Genomic DNA, 21413 nt, shown 5'->3' on the forward strand with positions numbered 1-21413 from the left:
AAAAGGGCACGTCATGCTGCAATCACTCAACCATCTGACCCTCGCGGTCAGCGACCTGCAAAAAAGCATCACCTTCTGGCACGAGCTGCTGGGGCTGACGCTGCACGCCCGCTGGAATACCGGGGCCTATCTCACCTGCGGCGAACTGTGGGTCTGCCTGTCGTACGACGAGGCGCGCCAGTACGTGCCGCCGCAGGAGAGCGACTACACCCACTATGCGTTTACCGTGGCTGAGGCGGATTTTGAACCGTTTTCGCACAGGCTGGAGCAGGCGGGCGTCACCGTCTGGAAGCAGAACAAAAGCGAGGGGGCATCGTTCTATTTTCTCGACCCGGACGGGCACAAGCTGGAGCTGCACGTGGGCAGCCTCGCCGCGCGGCTGGCGGCGTGTCGCGGGAAGCCCTATGCGGGCATGGTGTTTACCTCAGACGAGGCTTGAGGCGCGCACCTTCAGCCTGCCCGCCAGCGTCACGTGCGTGGCGGCATCTTCCTGATTGCACAGGTACTCCACCGCCAGCCGTCCCAGCTCGCTGTAGGGCAGCTGGATACTGGTCAGCGGCGGGGTGAGCTGCTCGGAGATCTTCTGGTCGTCGTAGCCCGCCAGCAGGATATCCTGCGGGATGCGCACGCCGTTCACCGCCAGCGCCTGATAGCAGCCAATCGCCAGCCAGTCGCTGGCGCAGAAGATGGCGTCCGGGCGCTCGGCCAGTGCCAGCAGGGACGCTGTCGCGGTAAAGGACTCGCTGAACTGCCAGTTGGTCTGGCGCACCAGGCCGTCGTCGCACGCGAGTCCGGCCTGCTGCAGCGCGGCCTGGTAGCCCGCCAGGCGCTGACGGGAGGCCTCCATCCAGCTCTCCCCGGTGATGTGGGCGATGCGCGTGGCCCCGCAGGCGATGAGGTGTTTAGTCACCTGGAAGGCGTTGGCGTAGTCGTCCGGGATAAACGACGGCAGCAGCGGCGAGCCGGGGTCGCGCTGGTTGAGCAGCACCAGCGGGGTGCGGGTGCAGTCCTGGAAGGCCGTCATGTCCACCAGCGTGGTGACCGGGGACGCGAGGACAATCCCGATGCAGTTGCGCTTCTCCAGCTGGCGGATGATGTTCAGCGCCAGCTCGATGTCGTCGCCGTAGTCGTAGACGGTGAGCAGGGTCTCGTTGCGCCACGCCGCTTCCCGCGCCTGGCTGATGGCATCGATAAACGGGTCGAAGCTCTGCATGGAGCTGACCAGCAGGGCGATCTCCTCCTGGTTGCGCGGGGCGTGAACGGCGGGGAGGCGGTCGTAGCCGAGCTCGGTGGCGACGCTAATCACCCGCTGGCGGGTGTCATCGCTGAGCTTGATGTTGCGGGACTGGTTAAGCACCAGCGATACCGTCGCCTGCGACACGCCCGCCGCCCGCGCAATATCGTTCATCGTCACTTTCGTTTTTCGCTTCATCCGTCCTCTCCCTTTCGCGACTTCGCATCATACCCTAACCGCGCGCTTTAGCGCCGTCGATCACGTTTCTCATTCATCGAAGCGTGAACTTTGTGAGGGGCATCGCTTTTCTAAACGCCGTGATTTGCGCATTTATCCTGCAACTAATATTTATTAGCTAAATATTATCAGTAAGAGGATGCGTAATGAAAGAGCAGTGGAGCAGGGAGCAGGCCCAGGCGTGGTATGAGCAGAAAGGCTGGCTGTGCGGGTTTAACTATCTGCCGTCAACGGCGGTGAACTGGACCGATATCTGGCAGGAGGAGACCTTCGATGCCGAAACTATCGAGCGCGAGCTGGGCTGGGCGGCGGACGCGGGCTATAACACCCTGCGCATCAACCTGCCGTTTATCGTCTGGGAGCACGATCGCGACGGGCTGATGGCGCGCATCGACCGCTTTTTGACGATTGCCGACGGCCACGGATTCAGCACCATGCTGACCCTGATGGACGACTGCGGCTTCTCCGGCGACGAGCCGTACCTCGGCCCGCAAAAGCCGCCCGTGCCGGGCAAGCACAACAGCCAGGCGGCGGCGAGCCCGGGGCGCGAAAAGGTGTGCGATCCCGAAAGCTGGCCGCACATTGAACGCTATATCCGCGACGTTGTCCGCCAGTTCCGCGAGGATAAGCGTGTCCTGCTGTGGGATCTCTATAACGAGCCGGGCAACCGCGGCATTTTCGCGACCGGCACGCAGGAGGTGCAGTACGACGCGAAGCTGGAGACCTGCGCCCACGAATTGATGAAGCTGGCGTTCCAGTGGGTGCGTGAAGAAGACCCTACCCAGCCGCTCACCGTCTGCGCGTGGCGTCTGCCGCCGGAAGAGGAGGGCGAGACGTTCTTCCGGCATCCGCTGGATCAGACCGCGCTGGCGCTCTCGGACGTGGTGAGCTTCCACGCCTACACCCACACGGGGCGCATGACGGCGATTATCCAGCAGCTGCAACAGCTCGGCCGCCCGCTGTTCTGCACCGAATGGCTGGCGCGCCACGTGGGCAGCACCATTGAAGAGCAGCTCCCGCTGATGTACGCGGCGAAGGTCGCGCCGTACCAGTGGGGGCTGGTGCGCGGCAAAACCCAGACGTGGCTGCCGTGGCCGGTGGTGATGAAGGAGTCCACGGACTACTGCCGCCTCTGGTTCCACGACGTGTTCGAGGAGAACGGCATTCCGTTCTCGCGCCGTGAAATCGCATTAATGCAGCAGCTGCGCAAGATCGCCCCGAAAGTTCAGGGCTAATAATATCGACCCGGCGGACCACCGCCGGGCAACCAGGCAGGCATATAACAATGGCAACGACAATGAAAATACCGTCTCGCGAGCTGTGGTCTTATTTTGGCTATGGTTTAGGTCAGTGTTTTAGCTTTGGTTTAGTGGGTTCGTTTATTAACTATTTTTACACCGACGTGCTGGGGATCTCGGCGCTGGCGGCGAGCACCATCTTCCTGATTGCCCGCGCGTGGGACGCGGTTCACGATCCGCTGTTTGCCAGCATTATGGACACCATTAACAGCCGGTTCGGCAAGTTTCGCCACTTTTTGCTGATCGCCCCGCTGCTGATCACCGGCGTCACGCTGCTGTCGTTTTATAAAATCGAAGCGGACATGACTACCAAAATCCTCTACGCCGGGGTGACATATATCCTGTGGGGGACGCTGTACGCCATCTCCGATATCCCGTTCTGGTCGATGTCGTCGGTGATGACTAACGACTCCGCCCAGCGTACCCGCGCGGTCACGGCGGCGATGCTCGGGGTGAACGCCGGGATTGCCTGCGCCAACATCTTCTTCCCGAAGCTGGCGGCGTTCTTCGCCCAGTACAGCAACGATAAAGGCTACTTTATGGCGGCGCTGGTGATGATGCTGGTGGGCCTGCCGCTGATGCTCAACGGCTTTATGCAGATCAAAGAGCGCGTGCCGCCGAGCCCGGAAAAGGTGACGATGCGCGATACCTTCCACAACCTGCGCCAGAACAAGCCGCTGTTTATCGTCCTGCTGTCGTTCTTTTTCTGCGTGTTCCACAACGTGGCGGGCGGGCTGTATATCTACTTCTTTATCAATAACCTGGGCGACGGCAGCCTGCAGATGGCGATTGGCGTAATGGGGATTGTGGCGGCGGTGCTGTGCCTGGTCGCGCCGATGCTGACGCGGCGGATGCAGAAGCGGAAGCTGTTTATGATCCTCTGCGGGCTGGACGTGGCGGTGCGCGTGGTGATGTGGTTTGTCGGGTATCAGCAGGTGACGATGCTGTTTATTCTACTCGGCCTGAGCACGCTGTTCGTGATGATGACCAACATCCTCACCTCGTCGATGATTGCCGACACCATCGAGTACGCGGAGTATCACACCCACAAGCGCTGCGCGGCGATCACCTTCTCCGGGCAGACCTTTACCGGCAAGATGTCGGTGGCGGTGGGCGGCGGGTTAATCGGCGTGTTCCTGACGATGATCGGCTACGTGCCGCAGGCGCAAGTTCAGAGCGAAGGCGTGCTGTCGGGGCTGTTCTTCGGGATCTGCCTGCTGCCGGCGATTGGGTCGCTGATCCGCATCGTGTTTATGTCGCGCTTTACCTTTACCGAGGAGAAGCACGCGGAGATTTGTCGGCTGCTGGCGGAGCGGAACGCGTCTGCGAAAGCGCCGGGTGGCGGCTGCGCCTTACCCGGCCTACAGGACCAGCCCTTGTAGGCCTGATAAGCGAAGCGCCATCAGGCTTCGTATTTAAAGAGTTACAGCGACTTCACAAACGCCAGCAGATCTTCGTTGAGCTGGTCCTGGTGGGTCAGCGCGAAGCCGTGCGGCGCGTTGTCGTACACCTTCAGCGTAGCGTTTTTGATCATCTCTGCCGCCAGCTTGCCGGTGCTTTCAAACGGCACGATCTGGTCGTTGCTGCCGTGGATCACCAGCGTCGGCACGTCGATTTTCGCCATATCCGGGCGGAAGTCGGTTTCGCCGAACGCGGTCACGCAGTCGATGGTGCCTTTTAGCGACGCCAGCAGGGCGATGTTCAGGGTCTGGGTCAGGGCACCGGCAGAGACGGTCTGCCCGGCGTTGATGCCGTAGAACGGCGTCGCGAAGTCGCTGATGAACTGGGCGCGATCTTTACGCAGCCCGTCGCGAATACCGTCAAACACGCTCTGATCCACACCCTGCGGGAAGGAGTCGGATTTGCCGAAGATCGGCGTCACCGCGCCCAGCAGCGCCAGACCGGCCACGCGCGCGCTGCCGTAGTTGTTAATGTAGCGCGTCACGTCGCCGCCGCCCATGGAGAAGCCCACCAGCGTCACGTCCTGCAGGTCCAGGGTAGTAATCAGGTCGTTAATGTCGGACGCGAAGGTGTCGTAGTCGTAGCCGTTCCACGGCTGATCCGAGCGGCCAAAGCCGCGGCGGTCAAAGGCGATGGCGCGGAAGCCGCGCTCCGCCAGGTAGTTCAGCTGGCTGTCCCACATGTCGCCGTCCAGCGGCCAGCCGTGGCTGAAGAGAACCGGTTTGCCCGCGCCGCAATCTTTGTAGTAAATCTGCGTGCCGTCTTTTGCCTTAAACGTTGCCATAGTGTGTTCCTGTGCAGGTGATGATGATGGTTATACCGGCGCGACCAGGTAGCGAATTGCCGGTGATGTTGTGCCCTGATGAAAAGCCAGAACGCGGCTCTGCAGCAGGAGGTCATTCATGGTGTGGCGCTCCTGCTGGCGCAGATGCTCAATCCACGAGCCCATCAGGAAGGTCTCGATAAACAGGCCGGGACGCTCGATATCTTCGTATACCGCCCAGCTCATCGCCCCGGCGCGGCGGCGCACCCGGCGCAGCTCGTGGACCGCCTCGAGGAAGGCCCTGGTGTTATTCGGGTCGATGATGTACTCGTGCGACACCAGCACCGGACCGCGCTCGTTCGGCAGGTCAATCTCCACGCCGTCCAGCGGCTGGCCGCTCAGGTCGAGGTTCAGGTCCGGATCTTTGCCCAGCTTCCAGCGGAACACGGTGGCGCTTGCCAGAACCATCCCCAGCGTGGCGACCACCAGCGAGGTCGGGGTGCCGAACCGGGAGGCGATCTGCCCCCAGATGGCGCTGCCCGTGGTCATCGAGCCGAAGAACACCGTCAGGTAAACCGCCAGCGCGCGGGCCTTCACCCAGCGGGCGGCGCTGCGCTGCGCGCCGAGGTTCAGCGTTGAAAGCACCGCAATCCACGCGAAGCCGGTGAAAAACTCAAACAGATTCAGCAGCCAGAAGTGGCGCACGAACGCCAGCGCCAGCATGGTGAGAGCAAACGTCAGGCTGGCGGCCACCATCAGGCGGTCGGCGTTCAGCCGCTGGCGCAGACGCGGCAGCAGGATGGCCCCGGCAATCGCCCCCAGGCCAATGCAGGCCAGCATCACGCCGTAGCCCGCCGGGCCTAAGCCCAGCTCGCGGCGCGCCACCAGCGGCAGCAGGGCCCAGCCCGCGCTGCCGAAAACGAAGAAGGCCACGGTGCGCACCAGCACGTTGCGCAGCACCGGCGCGGCGTGCACGTAGCGAATCCCGGAGCGCACCGCAGAGAAGAAGTGCTCCGGCGGCAGGCGCTGTATGGACGGGGCCGGACGCCAGCGCCACAGCACCCACGCCACGCCGACCACGGAGAGCGCGTTCAGGGCAAACACCATCCACGGCCCGGCGAGCGAGAGCAGAAAACCGCCCAGCGCCGGGCCAATCGCCCGGCTGATGTTCACCCCGAGCGAGTTTAGCGCCACGGCGGCCCCCAGCTCCGGCTTGCTCACCAGATCGGGCACCACGGCCTGGAACGGCGGCGAGCTCATCGCCGCGCCCACGCTCAGCAGGAACGTCGCCACCAGCAGAACGGTGGGGGTGACGTGTCCGGTGAAGGAGAGCACCGTCAGCCCGGCGGCGGCAATGAACACCCACAGCTGGGAGAAGAGCAGGTATTTACGTCGGTCGACGATGTCCGCCATCACCCCGGACGGCAGGGCGAAGAGGAACATCGGCAGGCTGCTGGCCGCCTGTACCAGCGCGATATCCAGCGGGTCGGCGCTCAGGGTCAGCATGCTCCAGTTGATGCCGACGTCGCTCATCCATGAGCCGACGTTAGAGACCACCGTGGCGATCCACAGCATGCGGAACACCGGCTGGCTCAGCGGCTGCCAGGGCGAAACCGTCGGTGCGGGCGTCGTCTCGACGTGGGCGTCGCGAACGTCGTTAACCTGGGTCATGCAAACCTCTCCGTTGCCTTACGCTGCAGCCGCCACTGGCCCGGCCCGGTGAGGGCAAGGGTGGTGAAGATAATCAGCAGCAGCCAGCCAAACTGCCCTTCGGCAATCGACCAGTTCGGGTGGACCGCCAGCATCGCCACCAGCAGCACGGCGATAATCGGCAGGCACGCCAGGCGGGTGTAAACCCCCGCAATGATAAACAGCGGGCAGATCACCTCGGCGACAATCGCCGGGATCAGGCTGGCGTAAGGCCCGAAGCCGAACGGATCTTCAATGCGCGTCAGCTCTTCGCTGAAGTGCAGCACCTTCGGCAGACCGTGCACGTACAGCAGCAGCAGGCTGCCGGTCAGGCGCAGGAAGAACAGCCCCAGGTCGACCCGGGGCGGAGCAAAGGTGTTTTTCATCAGAATGCAAAGCAGCTGCAGCCCAGCGCCCCCCAGAAAGCGTTATCGTCGGACACCGGCATCTCTGACGTGCGGGCGAAATCATGCTGGTGGCTGTGAACCCCGCATGGCCCGCTGCAGTGGTGGACGGCGCTCAAGCCGACGCGTGCGGCCTGCGGTGGCGCGCTGCGGTAGTGGCCCGGCACCTTCACCACCGGGGACCACTCGGGCAGGACCGGAATGGCCGGCGGCGCGAGCGGGCCAAAGCTGCCTGCGGCGTAAACGATGTCGCCGTTCACCACCGTCAGGACGGACTCGATGCCCTTGATCTCCTCTTCCGGCACGCGGAAGTAGTCTTTGCTGAGCACGGCCAGATCGGCAAGCTGGCCGACCTTGATCTGCCCCTTCTGGTTCTGCTCGCTGGAGAACCACGCGCTGCCCTGGGTCCAGAGCATCAGGGCGGTATCGCGATCCAGACGGGCGCTGTGGTCGTACATCTGCATCCCGCCGACGGTGCGGCCGGAGACCAGCCAGTAGAGCGCGGTCCACGGGTTGTAGCTCGCCACGCGGGTGGCGTCCGTCCCTAAGCCCACCGGCACGCCGGTCTCGAGCATTTTTGCCACCGGCGGCGTGTGGCGGGTAGCTTCGATGCCGTAGCGCTCGGCAAAGTATTCGCCCTGGAAGGCCATGCGGTGCTGCACGGCAATGCCGCCGCCCAGTTCTTTGATGCGGTCGATGTTGGCCTGGGTAACGGTTTCCGCATGGTCGAAGAACCAGTGCAGGCCGTTGAACGGAATGTCGCGGTTCACCTTCTCGAAGACGTCCAGCATGCGGCTGATGGATTCGTTATAGGTGGCGTGCAGGCGGAACGGCCAGCGGTGCTCCACCAGATGGCGCACCACGCGCTCCAGCTCGTCCTCCATGCCCGGCGCGAGGTCCGGGCGCGGCTCGAGGAAGTCTTCAAAGTCGGCGGCCGAGAAGACCAGCATCTCGCCCGCGCCGTTGTGGCGGAAGAAGTCGCTGCCCTGGCCCGGCGTGAGCATGTCGGTCCATTTTTCAAAGTCTTCCAGCTCGTGGCCCGGACGCTGGGTAAACAGGTTGTAGGCGATGCGGATGGTCATCTGCTTTTTCTCGTGCAGCTCGGCAATCACCTCGTAATCTTCCGGGTAGTTCTGGAAGCCGCCGCCCGCGTCGATGGCGCTGGTCAGCCCCAGGCGGTTGAGCTCGCGCATGAACTGGCGCGTGGAGTTGACCTGCTGCTCCAGCGGCAGCTTCGGCCCTTTTGCGAGCGTGGCGTAGAGGATCATGGCGTTCGGACGGGCAATCAGCATCCCGGTCGGGTTACCGTTGGCGTCGCGCTGGATCTCGCCGCCCGGCGGGTTTGGCGTGTCTTTGGTGTAGCCGACCACCTTCAGCGCGGCGCGGTTGAGCAGGGCGCGGTCGTACAGGTGCAGGATAAAGACCGGGGTGTCCGGCGCGGCGTCGTTAATTTCGTCCAGGGTCGGCATGCGGCGCTCGGCGAACTGGAACTCGGTCCAGCCGCCCACCACGCGCACCCACTGGGGCGACGGCGTGCGCAGGGCCTGCTCTTTCAGCATCCGCAGGGCGTCGGCCAGGGACGGCACGCCTTCCCAGCGCAGCTCAAGGTTGTAGTTCAGCCCGCCGCGGATCAGGTGCAGGTGTGAGTCGTTCAGGCCGGGGATGGCGGTGTGGCCTTTTAAGTCCACCACCTTAGTGCCGTCGCAGTGGTGTTGCATCACCTCGGCGACGGTACCCACTTCCAGAAATTTTCCGTCGCGCACGGCAACGGCTTCCGCGACGGGGTTCTCGCGATCGACGGTGTGAAACTGGCCGTTAACCAGAATGAGATCGGCTTTACCGAGGGTAACCATAAACTGCTCCTGACTGAGAGGGGAATGGTCAGGATTATGGGAACCGGTTTCGGCAAAGATCCAGTTATACAATAGGATAGGTATACCAAAGTATAACTATACCTAAGGTTAACTATACGAAGAGATAATTACGCGCAGGGACGGAAAACCGCAGGATGAGGGTGACTTTATCGTCGCGGCGCTCGCGGCGATTTCACCCTTAACCACTGGAAAATGCTATGACCTCTTCAAAGCTCGAAGTGTTAACCCCTGCGAACTGTCAGATCATCTTTATCGATCACCAGCCTCAGATGGCGTTTGGCGTGCAGTCTATTGACCGCCAGGTGCTGAAAAACAACACCGTGGCGCTGGCGAAAGCGGCCAAAGTGTTCAACATCCCGACCATCATCACCACCGTTGAGACCGAAAGCTTCTCCGGTAACACCTATCCTGAGCTGCTGGACGTGTTCCCGGGCCAGGACATCCTGGAGCGTACCTCCATGAACTCCTGGGACGACCAGAAGGTGCGCGACGCGCTGAAGGCTAACGGCAAGAAGAAGGTGGTGGTGGCCGGCCTGTGGACCGAAGTGTGCAACAACAGCTTTGCCCTGTGCGCGATGCTGGAAGGCGACTACGAAATTTATATGGTGGCGGACGCGTCCGGCGGCACCTCCAAAGAAGCCCACGACTACGCGATGCAGCGCATGATCCAGGCGGGCGTGATCCCGGTGACCTGGCAGCAGGTGATGCTGGAGTGGCAGCGCGACTGGGCGCGTAAAGAGACCTACACCGCGGTGATGGATATCGTGCGCGAGCACTCCGGCGCGTACGGCATGGGCGTGGATTACGCCTACACCATGGTGCACAAAGCGCCGTCTCGCCAGAAGAGCGAGCACCGCACCTTAGCGCCGGTTCCGGCTCGCTAAGCCCCGCTGGCGGGCTGGTCCCTCATCCGGCTCGCCGTTGCCTCTTTCTCTGGAGTTCACAATGAGTACTGGGCTGATATCCCTTGCGGCAGGCGTGTTGATTGGCCTGATGTATGCCGTGCTGAAGGTGCGCTCCCCCGCGCCGCCCGCGCTGGCGCTGATTGGCCTGCTGGGGATGCTGGCGGGTGAACAGGCGACGCGCCATCTGTTATCCCGCGACGCCGCGCCGCCTCAGGTGACCGTTCCGCAGGCGACATCGCAGACGGGAGCGTCATCATGAAAGCGTGGATAATTTCGCTGGTGTGCGGCGTGGCTGCTGGGGTAATTTACGCCCTGCTCGACGTGCATTCCCCGGCACCGCCAGTTGTCGCCCTGCTTGGCCTGTTTGGCATGCTGGTGGGCGAACAGCTCATCCCGGTGGGACGGCGTTTACTGAGTCGCGAACCGCTTACCCTCGCCTGGTTTCGTCACGAATGCGTGCCGAAAATCAGCGGCACGGCGCCCCCTGCGCCCGCGAAGGACGATCGCGACGTTTAATGATTTGTGAGAGGAAAGAGAGCATGACGCTGCCGTGGCGCATTGCCATCATTGATGACGAACGTTCCGTCCGCAGCGGGCTGAGTAATCTCCTGGAGTCGGAAGGGTATTCGACCGATACGTTTGATTCGGCAGAAGTATTTCTGAGCCATCCGTTCGCCCTGTCCGGCGCGGCGCTGGTCATCACCGATATCAAGCTGCGGGGCATGAGCGGCCTGGAGCTGTTTGACAAGCTGCGGCTGTTGGCCGTACCGCCGCCGCCCGTGCTCTTTATCTCCGGTCATGCTGATGAAAATATGCAGCGGTACGCTCTTGATCTGGGCGCCGCTGCATTTTTGCGTAAGCCTATTAACATCGATATTCTGCTGGATCATATTCAGCGGGAGCTGGCCCGCCGACAATAAGGATCGCGGATGAACGAACACGAGCAGCCTGCATTCTGGCCCGCCCAGGGGAATCTTCACCAGGGGCGGGTTTTTGTCCTTAAAGAGGATGTGATTTTTACCGTGCTGGCGCAGGAGGGCGGTATCGCCTGGATGCACGCGCGGCATCCTCATTCCGGCGGCTCGTTCATTATCGCCACCGCGGTGAGCGACGAAGAGGAAGAGCGGGCCACGCGGCTGCTGAAAAACGAGTTTGCGCTGCGCGACGCGCTGCAGGACAGCTGGGCCATCCGCGCCGTCGCGTCCACCCAGTACCGGGGGCGCTTCGCGCTGGTGTATGCCCCGTTTGCGTTTGAGCTGCTGGCGCGGCGCGCGGGCAGGGCGATCTCGGGCATCACGCGCTTTATCGAGATAGCGATCCAGATCTGCGCTCCCCTGCGCCAGATGCATTTGCAAAACCTGATCCACGGCGACATCAAACCCGGCAGTATTTTTGTTCATCACGATGCCACCTGCCGTCTGGGGAGCTTTGGCCTTTCCAGCAGCCTCTCCGATGCCATCACCCAGACCCGGCTTCCCGTTTCAGGCGGTACGCCCGCCTATATGTCGCCGGAGCACACCACCCGCACCCAGCGCCCGGTCGATGGCCGCAGCGATCTCTACAGCCTCGGCATGGTGCTGTATGAGCTCCTGACCGGACGCCTGCCGTTTGAGCTGGGGGAGGACGATCGGGACAACTGGGCGCACTACCATATTGCCTCGGCGCCGCTGGCCCCGGACGCGATCCGCCCGGACGTGCCGGAAATGCTGTCGACCATCATCCTGAAGCTGCTGGAAAAGAATCCTGATAATCGCTACCAGACGGTCGACGGGCTGATTGCCGACCTCCGCCGCTGCCAGGCGACGCTGACCTGCGAGGGCGAGATCGTCGCCTTTACGCCCGGCCAGCAGGACCGCACCCCGGCGATCCACCTAGCGGACTCCCTGTTCGCGACGCATCCGCAGGCGAACGACGTCATTGCCGCGTTTGAGCGGGTGGGGCAGAACCTGGTGCCGGAGCTGGTGACGATCGGCGGGCCGTCGGGGATCGGCAAATCCTCGATCATCGCGACGGCGCTCAAAACGCTGCAGCAGCGTACGGTGCTGCTGGCGGTGGGCAAAGTCGATCAGTTTTCGCCGTCGCTGCCCTACGGCGTATTAAGCTCCGCGTTCCGCACCCTGACGCTGCACCTGCTGGGGCTGCCCGCAGACGACGTGGCGAAGTGGAAAATCCGCCTGTCTCGCGCCCTGGAGGGGCACGAGGCGCTGGCCGTCAGCCTGGTGCCCGAGCTGGGCCTGCTGCTGGAGAGCCAGCCGCGCTTCTCGGCAGATACGTTTTCCATTGATGCCCGAGCGCGCTTCAGCCATATGGTGCTGGCGCTGGTAAAAACCTTTGCCTCGCAGGGCTGCCCGCTGGTGCTGGTGCTCGACGATCTCCAGTGGAGCGACGCCGCCAGCCTGCAGACGCTCAAATATCTGCTGATGAACTGCGGCGCTGTTCCGCTGCTGGTGGTCGCGGCCCACCGGGATATCAGTTCCGTGTCCGACGACTCCCTGCAGGCGCTGCTGGCGAGCCTGCCGGAAGCGGCGCAAAACGTGAGCGAGATTGTCCCGCAGGCGCTGTCCGTGAAAGCGGTGGCGCGCTGGCTGGCGACGGTATTTCGTACCCGCAGTGCGGCGACGACCGACCTCGCCACGCTGATCCACGAGAAGACGGGCGGCAACCCGCTCTTTGTGCACGAGTTTTTCCGCCGCATCGTTGATGACGGCCTAGTGGTGCACAACAAATATCAGGACAAGTGGCACTACGATCTGCAGGCGATCCGCGCCAGGCATTACACCGAAAACCTCGTCACCCTGGTGCTGGAGCAGCTTGAAGATCTGCCCGACGAGATGCGCCGCCTGCTGGGCAGCATCGCCTGCCTCGGCGGCACGGGCGAGATGGAGATGATCTGCCGCGTGGTCGGCATGTCGATGGCGGAAATGCGCTATGCGCTGCACCCGGCGGTAATGGCCCAGCTCATCGTGCTGACGGAAAAAAAATACGCCTTCACCCACGACCGGGTGCAGGAGGCGGCCTTTGCGCTGCTGGAACGGCATGAGAAAAGCCATATTCACCTGACGACCGCCAGCCTGCTGGCCGACGCCGCGCGTCAGGCAGCGGGGAACGAGCTGCTGTTCCGCGCCGTTCACCACGTCACGGCCGCGCTGGACAGCATCCAGCCCGCGCCGCAGCGCCAGATGTTCCGCGAGCTGAGTCTGCTGGCCGCGCGACGCGCGAAGCGTTCGGGAGATTACCTTTCGGCGCTCGGCTATATCCAGACCGCCAGAGCGCTGGGCAACGCCGGGACGGTATCGGACTTCATGCTCGATATCGAAGAGGCGGGCTGCGAGTTTGCGCTGGGGCATCTGGAGCGGACCCGCGAGCTGTGTGACGCCATTCTCGGCTGCCCCGGCGGGCTGACCGAAAAGGCGCTGGCGGCCAACCTGCTGGTGGAGGTGTACATTCGCCAGTCGGACAGCCGTCTGGCGCTGGAGGCGGCGCTCTGCTGGCTGGGGATTTTTGGGATCCAGATTAGCCGCTATCCGGAAGATGCCGACTGCGACGAGGCCTGGGCGCTGTTTTGCAACTGCACGGCCGACGCGCCGCAAAACCTGTTTGCCCAGCTGTCGCGGATGGATAACCCGGAAACTGAAGCGGTGATGAACCTGCTGTACAGCGCCAGCATTTGCGCCAGCTTCATCTGCCCGCGCCTGCACTTTTTGCTGCTCTGCCGCATGATGCACCTGACCCTCGATCACGGCATTACCGGCGCGTCCACCACGGCGATGGCCTGGTTTGGCGTGCTGATTGGCCACCGCTACGCCGAGTACCGCCTCGGGTTCCAGTACGGCACCCTGGCCCGCGAGCTGGTCAATCGCCACGGCTACGACGCGTTTGAAGCCAAAACCCTGCTGCCGCTCGACCAGCTCAGCGTCTGGACCCAGCCTTTATCGTTTACCATCGAGTGCGCGAAGGCCTGCTTCACCTCGGCGGTGACCCACGGGGATATGACCATGGCCTGCTTTGCGGCCTGCCATCAGGTGATTAACTTCCTCTCGCGGGGCGATCACCTGGACGGGGTGCTGACCAGCATCGATCGGGGCCTGGCGTTCGTGCGTAAAACCCACTTCCAGGACGTGGAAACCATTCTGATGGTTCAGCGCGGCTACGTTGAGTTTCTGCGCACGCCGGTCATCGGCACCTGGACCGCGTCGCAGGTGCTGCCGGAGGCGCTGCTTCCCGCGTCGCCGGAGCAGGCGCCGGAGAAGAACGCCACCATGCTGTTCTGGTACTGGCTGTATCGCGGCATGGCGCACTTTACCTGCGGCGAATATGCCGACGCCCAGGCGGATCTCGAGATGGCGGGCTGGTACGCGTGGTCTGCGCCGGGGCACATCCATCTGCTGGATTACCATCTCTACAGCGCGCTGGCGCTCTCCCGTCAGCTGACGCCGGAGACCTTCTCGGCAAATCACCGCCGCAGCATTCACGCCCACTACGACAAAATTGCCCTCTGGGCGCGCATTAATCTGGGCACCTTTGCGGATAAAGAGGCGCTGATCTACGCCGAAATCGTGCGTCTGGACGGGATGAACAGCATTGCGCTCGAGCAGTATGAGAAGGCGGTCCGGCTCTCCCGCGAGGGCGGCTTTAACCCGATCAACGCCCTGGCCCACGAACTGGCGGGGCGCTTTTCGCTGGCCTGCGGCTACCCGACCGCCTCGGACGCGCACTTCCGCGGCTCGATTGCCGCCTGGGGACGCGCGGGCGCGCAGGCCAAGGTACGCCAGCTGGAGCAGGATTTCCCGCACCTGCTGGCCTCCGGGCAGGCCAGCGCCTACGACACGGTGGCCTTCGCCCAGAACGAGACGATCCGCGATCTGCAAAGCGTCATCAAAGCCTCCCGCGCGCTGTCGGAAGAGATTAACCTTGAGCGCTTAATCGAAAACCTGATGACCATTCTGCTCGAACGCGCCGGGGCGCAGCGCGGCCTGCTGCTGCGCGTGAGCGAGAGCCTCATCCCGGAGATCGAGGCCAGCGCCTGGACCAGCACCGAGGGCGTGCGGGTGCGGATCCTGAAAGACGTGCCGACGGCGACCGACCTGCCGCTGTCGGTGCTGGCGGCGGTGATCCGCACCGGGCAGGAGATCCGCACCGGCAGGCCGGAGGAGTTTCATCCTTTCAGCCAGGATCCCTATCTGGTGACCTCGGGGGCGGCGGTCATGTGCGTCCCGATGTTCAAACAGGCGCGGCTGGTGGGCGTGCTGTACCTGGAAAACCGCCTGATGCCGGAGGTCTTCACCGCCGAGCACTCGCGCGTGGTGAGCCTGCTAGGGGCGCAGGCCGCGGTATCCCTGGAGACGGCGCGGCTGTACGCCGAGCTGCTGGCGGAGAACATCCAGCGCCGACGGGTGGAGAAAGAGCTGCGATCCAGCCAGACCTCGCTGATGCTCGGCGAGCAGATCAGCCACACCGGCAGCTGGCGCTGGGAGCTGGAGCAGGATCTGATGTTTGTCTCGGAAGAGTACGCCCGCATTCTCGGCCTGCCCGAGCAGCAAAAGATGATCTCCATGGCGGAGTTTTTGACCTTCGTTCATGAGGACGATTACGCCCGCATCAGCGCCATCGTCACCGAGAGCGTGCGCGACGGGCTCTCCATGCGGGCGGAGTTTCGCGTTAAGCGTACCGACGGCTCAACCCGCTACATCCTCGGGATTGGCGATCCGGTGGGCGTGGGCAGCGAGGTGAACGAGTATTACGGCATCATCACCGATATCACCAGCCAGCGCGCCGCGGAGGATGCCATGCGGGTCGCGCAGGCGGATCTGGCACGGGTGTCCCGGGCCACCACCGTCGGGCAGCTGACCTCCTCCATCGCCCACGAGATCAACCAGCCGCTGATGTCGATCGTCTCGAACGCCGGGGCGAGCCTGCGATGGCTCAACCGCGAGCCCGCCCGGCTGGATAAAGTCCGCGAAGGGCTGGAGGAGATCGCCGCGGAAGGCGCGCGGGCGGGGGAGATCATTCGCAGCATCCAGTCCCTCACGCGCAAGCAGGATCCCACCTTCTCTCGCATCGACATGCACTACCTGATCCACCATATCATCACGCTTTCGCGCAGCGAGCTGGAGCAGAGACACATTAGCGTTGATTATCTGTTAAAGGCGCAGGACAGCTTTATCACTGGCGATAGCGTGCAGATCCAGCAGGTGCTGCTCAATCTGGTGATGAATGCGGTAGAGGCGATGGCCGATGTGAAGGATCGCGCCAGCACCATTACCCTCAGCACCGCCAACGCGGACGGGAAAGTGATCGTCGAGATCGCCGATACCGGGAGCGGTATTGAGCCCGAGCGGCTGGAGCAGATTTTTGACTCGTTCTATTCCACCAAAGCGCAGGGGATGGGGATGGGGCTGACCATCAGCGCCAGCATCATCGAGCGTCACTGCGGGAAGCTGAGCGCGCGCCGCCGGGAGCCGTACGGCACGGTGTTTGCGTTTGCGCTGCCGCTGGCGGCGCAGGAAGGGTAAAGGTTACTCCGCAGGCTGGCTATTGGTCAGGCGCTCAACGGCCCTGACCAGCTCCGCCACGGAGCGCACCTGCATTTTCTCCATCACGCGGCGACGGTGCACCTTCACCGTGATTTCGCTGACGCCCAGCTCGGCGGCAATCTGCTTGTTCAGCATGCCGCTTATCGCCAGCGTCAGAACCTCATGTTCGCGGGGGGTGAGGGACATGTGGCGCTGCTTCAGAGCGTAGTGCTCTTTATTGCGCGCGGCGTTGTGTTCCGCCAGCTGAAGCGCGGACTCGATGGCGTCGATAAGCGCGGTGGATTCGACGGGCTTGGTGAGAAATTCGTACGCGCCGCCCTTAATGGCGCGCACCGACATCGGGATGGTGCCGTGGCCGGTGAGGAAAATAATCGGGATCTCGCGCCCGCAGTCCTTGAGGGCGTCAGCCACCTCAAAGCCCGAGATGGCGGGCATTTGCATATCAAGGACCACGCACGACGGTAGCTCTTCAAACCGGTGCTGAAGAAACGCTTCTGCCGATGAAAAGCCGACGGCGTTCAGGTCTGCCGAGTCCAGCAGCCCGATTACGGACTGTCTGACTGCGTCATCGTCATCTACCACATACACAATGTGTTCCATTCACCGCCCCGGTGCTGATTGACATGTCGAGGATGCAAACAGTCCCGACGCTTACGTAAGGGACTGTTTATGCTGACTTTCATCTTAACACATTAACTATCATTATCATTTCACAATATGATAACCGTATGAAGTATAGCGAGCCGGGGCGGAGGCGGTGAAGGAACGAAACGCCGTTTTTATGCACCGACAAGCTCGATGCGGTTGCCGTCCGGGTCTGCAATCACCGCTTCATAGAAGCCGTCTCCGGTCATGCGCGGGGCACTGAGCAGCGTGCCGGTGGCCTGCGCCCGCTCGGCCATGCTGTCGACCTGCGCTTTGCTGCCGACGTTGATGGCGATATGCGCCCAGCCGATAAACTCCGGGTGCGACGGGGCGTCGGGCAGCTCCGGCAGCGTCATCAGCTCGATGGTCGGCCCGTTATCGAGCGTAATAAAGTGTGATTCGAAGCCGGGACGGTTTTTACTGACGTAGCGTTCGTTACTGCGGCCATTAAAAACCGTTTCCCAGAACTGAACCTGGGCGTTCAGGCTGCGGGTCCAGAGTGCGACATGGGCAATATGCATAAGCTCCCTCGTTATTTGTCGGTGAGGACTTTCACCGGTAAAACAGGCTACACTCTGGTTTTGAGCGCGACAAGCTGAGGAAAAGACAATGCACTACACACTGAAAGAAAGCGACAAGGATAAAGCGGAAGGGTCAAACGGCGCGGGCGCTCTGCAGCAAAAACTGCTGGAGTCCCGTTCGATTGTGATCTCCGGTGAGATCAACCAGGAGCTGGCGCAGAAAGTCATCACCCAGATGATCCTGCTGCAAAGCGTCAGCAACGATCCGATCAAGCTGTACATCAACAGCCAGGGCGGCCACGTGGAAGCGGGCGATACCATCCACGACTTCATCAAATTTATCCGCCCGGAAGTGCACGTTATCGGCACCGGCTGGGTGGCAAGCGCCGGGATTACCATCTTCCTGGCGGCGAAAAAAGAGCACCGCTACTCGCTGCCGAATACCCGCTTTATGATCCACCAGCCGCTGGGCGGCGTGCGCGGTCAGGCAACGGATATTGAGATCGAAGCGCGCGAGATCATCCGCATGCTGGATCGCGTGAACAAGCTGATCGCCGACGCCACCGGCCAGCCGCTGGAAAAAGTGAAAAAAGACACCGACCGCAACTTCTGGATGTCTCCGGCAGAAGCGCTGGACTACGGCATCGTGGGTAAACTGATTACTCATTATGACGAGCTGAAGCTGGATTAAGATTTTATCGCCGTGTACGTGTCGGGTGGCGGCTTCGCCTTACCCGACCTACACGCCCTCGTTTGACCCATGACAAGTTCCCCCTCTGCCTTCTTGCCTATAATCGCGCCTGTTTCCCCTCTCACTGGTGCTACCCATGGCGTATCAACTGAACCTGAACTGGCCGGAGTTTCTTGAGAAATACTGGCAAAAAAAACCCGTTGTGCTGAAAAATGCCTTCCCGAATTTTGTCGACCCGATTACCCCGGACGAGCTGGCAGGGCTGGCGATGGAGCCGGAAGTCGATAGCCGTCTGGTGAGCCATTTCAACGGCAAATGGCAGGCCAGCAATGGTCCGTTTGAGCACTTTGACGATCTGGGAGAAACCGGCTGGTCGCTGCTGGCGCAGGCGGTGAACCACTGGCATATGCCCGCGGCGGAGCTGGTGCGTCCGTTCCGCGTCCTGCCGGACTGGCGTCTGGATGACCTGATGATCTCCTTCTCCGTGCCGGGCGGCGGCGTGGGTCCGCATATCGATCAGTATGATGTGTTCATCATTCAGGGAATGGGCAGCCGCCGCTGGCGCGTGGGTGACAAGCTGCCGATGCGTCAGTTCTGCCCGCATCCGGCGCTGCTGCATGTCGATCCGTTTGAGCCGATCATCGACGAAGATCTGGCCCCGGGCGATATCCTCTACATCCCGCCTGGATTCCCGCACGACGGCTTTACCCATGAGACGGCGCTCAACTACTCCGTCGGCTTCCGCGGGCCGAACGGTCGCGATCTGATCAGCAGCTTCGCCGATTACGCGCTGGAAAACGATCTGGGTGGCGAGCACTACAGCGATCCGGATCTGACCTGTCGTGAACACCCGGGGCGCGTGGAGCAGTACGAGCTCGATCGCATTCGTCAGATGATGATCGACATGATCGGCAAGCCTGAAGATTTCACAAAATGGTTCGGCAGCTTTGTCTCCACGCCGCGCCACGAGCTGGATATCGCCACCGCCGAGCCGCCGTACGCGCCGGAAGAGGTGCTGGACGCGCTGCAGGGCGGTGAAACGCTGTCTCGCCTGAGCGGCCTGCGCGTGCTGAACGTCAACGGCAGCTTCTTCATCAACAGCGAGCAGCTTGAGACGGTAGACGCGAAAGCGGCGGATGCGCTGTGCCGCTACACCGAACTCGGTCAGGCCGAGCTGGGCGATGCGCTGAATAACCCGGCGTTTGTTGAAGAGCTCACCGGGCTGATTAACCAGGGGTACTGGTACTTCGACGAGTAGTGACGTTTACCGTCAATACGGCCTTAGCTTTCGGGTTAAGGCCGTTTTTTTTCTGCTTTCCGCTGACATGTTCTGTCATTACCTGCAGTTATTCTTGTACTACCTAAAAAGAGAAGGGTTTTCATTGCAGTTTTTTCTGCAAATGCCGTTAACACCTATCAGGCACCCTTAAAAATTACGCAATTAAAACTGAAAATAGCCTTCGGCTGGTAAGAGATAATGGGAAAATACAGAACAGATCAAGACCTGGAGCTACTTCGCTACTCGGACAACGAGATGCTGGAAGTATTGGTTAACTATCTCACCACGGATAAAGACGGGTCGACGCGTTACACTGAGTCCTTAACGGGTGAGAAAGCATTTCAGGATGCAGGTAAAAACTATAAGCAGGTCTGGCAACTCATCGGGGCGGAGCTACAACATTTCGGTGGCGATACCTTTGTTAACCTCTTCCGTGGTAACGGCGTGCTTTATAAAGAAATCCTGACGGACGTATGCAAGAAACTCTCCGTTAAAGCCGATTTCTCTGCGGATACTGTCGATATTGAGCAGGCCCTTCTCGCAAAATTGTTCACTGACTCCTGGGATAAAATGAATGAGGAAGAGCGCCGCAACATCCGCCGCGAACTCAAAATTGACGGGAATCTTGCTAGTGGTGCAGCACTGACGGCAATCATCACCGCAATCCGTATGGGCGGATTTATGTCCTATCAGGTGGCGATGATCGTGGCGAATGCCGTTGCGAAAGCGGTGCTGGGCAGGGGACTGGCGCTGGCCGCCAATGCGGGACTGGTACGCGCGATTGGGATTTTTGCCGGTCCGATCGGCATGGCCATTACGGCGTTACTGACTATCCCGGCCATCAGCGGCCCGGCGTTTCGCGTTACGCTGCCTGCCGTGGTGCAAATTGCTGCCATGCGCCAGCAAATGCTAAACAAAGGTGGAGATTTCTTTTGATGAAGGAAACGTTGCTTACTATCGACTGGGTGAATGTGTACAAAGAGGTTAAAAGCGCGCTGGAAACCGGGCACGTCATTATTCGTGATGGCGTCGCGTACTGGCACGCCATGTCCGGTAAAAGCGGGATCGCTCAACACCTTCCGCTAAAAGAGGTGGTGCTGGAAACGGCCTCCATTGGCGACATCAAACAACTTACACAAATGGCACAGACCGTTCAGTTAGCTGCAGTCGGCGTCTCCACGGGGATTATCGTGGGGGCAATGGTGGTGCAAACCATGTATTTGTCGAAAAAAATTGATCAACTGCAGCAGAGCATGGATCTGATCTCCGAAGATGTGCACGCGCAGAATGTTATTTTCTACATGGATAAACTGTCTCGCTACTTTGGCGTCGTGGAGTCTGCTCGCGTTATGTTGCTGGATCGCACGCTGGTGGATGAGACGCATGACGTTGCGGCACACCTCATTGTCCGAATGGGCAATGAACGCAACGAGGTTCTCTCGTTTATTGATAACTTGCTCTCCTTTGCCGATAAACTCAGCGACAGGCATTTAGAACAGGTTCTGGATTTCATTACTCTCATGCTCGATCTGGTGCCAAAAGCGGTCTATATCGAGAGTCAACTTTGCGATCGCTACGGGAAATTCAGGCTGGCAGAGCACCTGATGCGCGAAAACTCACGCCGCTATGCTGCCACGCTGGAACATTACCGCCAGTGGTGTAATAGCAAAGTTAAGGAGAGCATCAGCGGTCGCGTTGAGCCACAGTCACTTGCCTTTACCCGTAAGCAGGAAGATTTGCGTCTGTTATTTAAATCGGAAGATAACGCGCTACTGCTCCAGGAGCTGGTTTCCATCGCCCCCCTTCCTCTTAAAGCGTAATCATGATGATGCCTGGAACCTTTTCCAGGTATTCTTCATATTTCTTGAACCATATTTTT

The 21413-nt window shown here is 61.3% G+C and carries 18 protein-coding genes and 1 pseudogene; 12 read left to right on the plus strand and 7 right to left on the minus strand.

Annotated elements, in window-relative coordinates; translation table 11 throughout:
• The first annotated feature begins 13 nt into the window (after nucleotides 1-13).
• Entirely contained in the window at nucleotides 14-439 is a 426-nt protein-coding gene (gene fosA / locus HV355_RS21125) for a FosA/FosA2 family fosfomycin resistance glutathione transferase (RefSeq protein ID WP_182403315.1), read from the plus strand.
• Here the strand turns inward: fosA and HV355_RS21130 are convergent.
• Complete coding sequence (locus tag HV355_RS21130) at nucleotides 425-1432, minus strand: LacI family DNA-binding transcriptional regulator (protein WP_182403317.1); 1008 nt, start codon at nucleotides 1430-1432, stop codon at nucleotides 425-427. The genes fosA and HV355_RS21130 overlap by 15 nt on opposite strands.
• 185 nt (nucleotides 1433-1617) lie before the next feature.
• Between HV355_RS21130 and HV355_RS21135 the strand changes: the two genes are divergently transcribed.
• Both HV355_RS21135 and HV355_RS21140 read left to right on the plus strand, forming a co-directional pair.
• Complete coding sequence (locus HV355_RS21135; protein WP_182403319.1) at nucleotides 1618-2706, plus strand: cellulase family glycosylhydrolase; 1089 nt, start codon at nucleotides 1618-1620, stop codon at nucleotides 2704-2706.
• A 50-nt stretch (nucleotides 2707-2756) separates the two neighbouring features.
• Complete coding sequence (locus tag HV355_RS21140; RefSeq protein WP_182403321.1) at nucleotides 2757-4151, plus strand: MFS transporter; 1395 nt, start codon at nucleotides 2757-2759, stop codon at nucleotides 4149-4151.
• Nucleotides 4152-4192: 41 nt separating this feature from the next.
• On the opposite strand, the gene HV355_RS21145 is transcribed toward HV355_RS21140, so the two are convergent.
• The 4 genes from HV355_RS21145 to HV355_RS21160 are packed head-to-tail and all read right to left on the minus strand — an operon-like array spanning nucleotide 4193 to nucleotide 8939.
• On the minus strand, nucleotides 4193-5014 hold the full coding sequence (locus HV355_RS21145) for an alpha/beta hydrolase (protein WP_023293378.1): 822 nt from the start codon (nucleotides 5012-5014) through the stop codon (nucleotides 4193-4195).
• A gap of 30 nt (nucleotides 5015-5044) precedes the next feature.
• Complete coding sequence (locus HV355_RS21150) at nucleotides 5045-6664, minus strand: MFS transporter (protein WP_182403323.1); 1620 nt, start codon at nucleotides 6662-6664, stop codon at nucleotides 5045-5047.
• Nucleotides 6661-7068 carry a DoxX family protein gene (locus HV355_RS21155; protein WP_059312690.1) on the minus strand — a complete coding sequence of 136 codons (408 nt, stop codon included), beginning with the start codon at nucleotides 7066-7068 and terminating at the stop codon, nucleotides 6661-6663. The genes HV355_RS21150 and HV355_RS21155 overlap by 4 nt, the downstream gene beginning before the upstream one ends.
• Entirely contained in the window at nucleotides 7068-8939 is a 1872-nt protein-coding gene (locus tag HV355_RS21160; protein WP_108417198.1) for an amidohydrolase, read from the minus strand. The genes HV355_RS21155 and HV355_RS21160 overlap by 1 nt, the downstream gene beginning before the upstream one ends.
• Before the next feature lie 218 nt (nucleotides 8940-9157).
• Between HV355_RS21160 and HV355_RS21165 the strand changes: the two genes are divergently transcribed.
• The 5 genes from HV355_RS21165 (at nucleotide 9158) to HV355_RS21185 (ending at nucleotide 16377) form a co-directional block, all read left to right on the plus strand.
• Complete coding sequence (locus HV355_RS21165) at nucleotides 9158-9844, plus strand: hydrolase (protein WP_008501349.1); 687 nt, start codon at nucleotides 9158-9160, stop codon at nucleotides 9842-9844.
• A gap of 61 nt (nucleotides 9845-9905) precedes the next feature.
• Nucleotides 9906-10124 carry a DUF1427 family protein gene (locus HV355_RS21170; protein WP_023334357.1) on the plus strand — a complete coding sequence of 73 codons (219 nt, stop codon included), beginning with the start codon at nucleotides 9906-9908 and terminating at the stop codon, nucleotides 10122-10124.
• The gene (locus tag HV355_RS21175; protein ID WP_023334358.1) at nucleotides 10121-10381 is read left to right on the plus strand and encodes a XapX domain-containing protein; all 261 of its coding nucleotides are present in this window, start codon (nucleotides 10121-10123) and stop codon (nucleotides 10379-10381) included. The genes HV355_RS21170 and HV355_RS21175 overlap by 4 nt, the downstream gene beginning before the upstream one ends.
• Before the next feature lie 23 nt (nucleotides 10382-10404).
• The gene (locus HV355_RS21180; protein ID WP_108417197.1) at nucleotides 10405-10785 is read left to right on the plus strand and encodes a response regulator; all 381 of its coding nucleotides are present in this window, start codon (nucleotides 10405-10407) and stop codon (nucleotides 10783-10785) included.
• Nucleotides 10786-10794: 9 nt separating this feature from the next.
• The gene (locus tag HV355_RS21185) at nucleotides 10795-16377 is read left to right on the plus strand and encodes an ATP-binding protein (protein WP_182403325.1); all 5583 of its coding nucleotides are present in this window, start codon (nucleotides 10795-10797) and stop codon (nucleotides 16375-16377) included.
• Nucleotides 16378-16380: 3 nt separating this feature from the next.
• Here the strand turns inward: HV355_RS21185 and HV355_RS21190 are convergent, their stop codons facing one another.
• Both HV355_RS21190 and HV355_RS21195 read right to left on the minus strand, forming a co-directional pair.
• Nucleotides 16381-16998, minus strand: a complete 618-nt coding sequence (locus tag HV355_RS21190) for a response regulator (RefSeq protein WP_108417195.1) — start codon at nucleotides 16996-16998, stop codon at nucleotides 16381-16383.
• 179 nt (nucleotides 16999-17177) lie between these two features.
• Nucleotides 17178-17564 carry a VOC family protein gene (locus tag HV355_RS21195; RefSeq protein ID WP_108417194.1) on the minus strand — a complete coding sequence of 129 codons (387 nt, stop codon included), beginning with the start codon at nucleotides 17562-17564 and terminating at the stop codon, nucleotides 17178-17180.
• 82 nt (nucleotides 17565-17646) lie between these two features.
• Here HV355_RS21195 and HV355_RS21200 point away from each other — a divergent pair.
• From HV355_RS21200 to HV355_RS21215, 4 genes and pseudogenes are all read left to right on the plus strand, one after another.
• Nucleotides 17647-18255, plus strand: a pseudogene (locus HV355_RS21200) (ATP-dependent Clp protease proteolytic subunit); the annotation flags it as partial.
• 136 nt (nucleotides 18256-18391) lie between these two features.
• Nucleotides 18392-19513, plus strand: a complete 1122-nt coding sequence (locus HV355_RS21205; RefSeq protein ID WP_182403327.1) for a cupin domain-containing protein — start codon at nucleotides 18392-18394, stop codon at nucleotides 19511-19513.
• A gap of 219 nt (nucleotides 19514-19732) precedes the next feature.
• Entirely contained in the window at nucleotides 19733-20470 is a 738-nt protein-coding gene (locus HV355_RS21210) for a DUF3944 domain-containing protein (protein WP_108417192.1), read from the plus strand.
• The gene (locus HV355_RS21215) at nucleotides 20470-21354 is read left to right on the plus strand and encodes a hypothetical protein (RefSeq protein ID WP_182403329.1); all 885 of its coding nucleotides are present in this window, start codon (nucleotides 20470-20472) and stop codon (nucleotides 21352-21354) included. Before HV355_RS21210 ends, HV355_RS21215 begins: the two co-directional genes overlap by 1 nt.
• Nucleotides 21355-21413 lie beyond the last annotated feature (59 nt).

The organism is Enterobacter sp. RHBSTW-01064 (assembly GCF_014103035.1).
In the GTDB taxonomy this organism is placed as follows: domain Bacteria; phylum Pseudomonadota; class Gammaproteobacteria; order Enterobacterales; family Enterobacteriaceae; genus Enterobacter; species Enterobacter mori.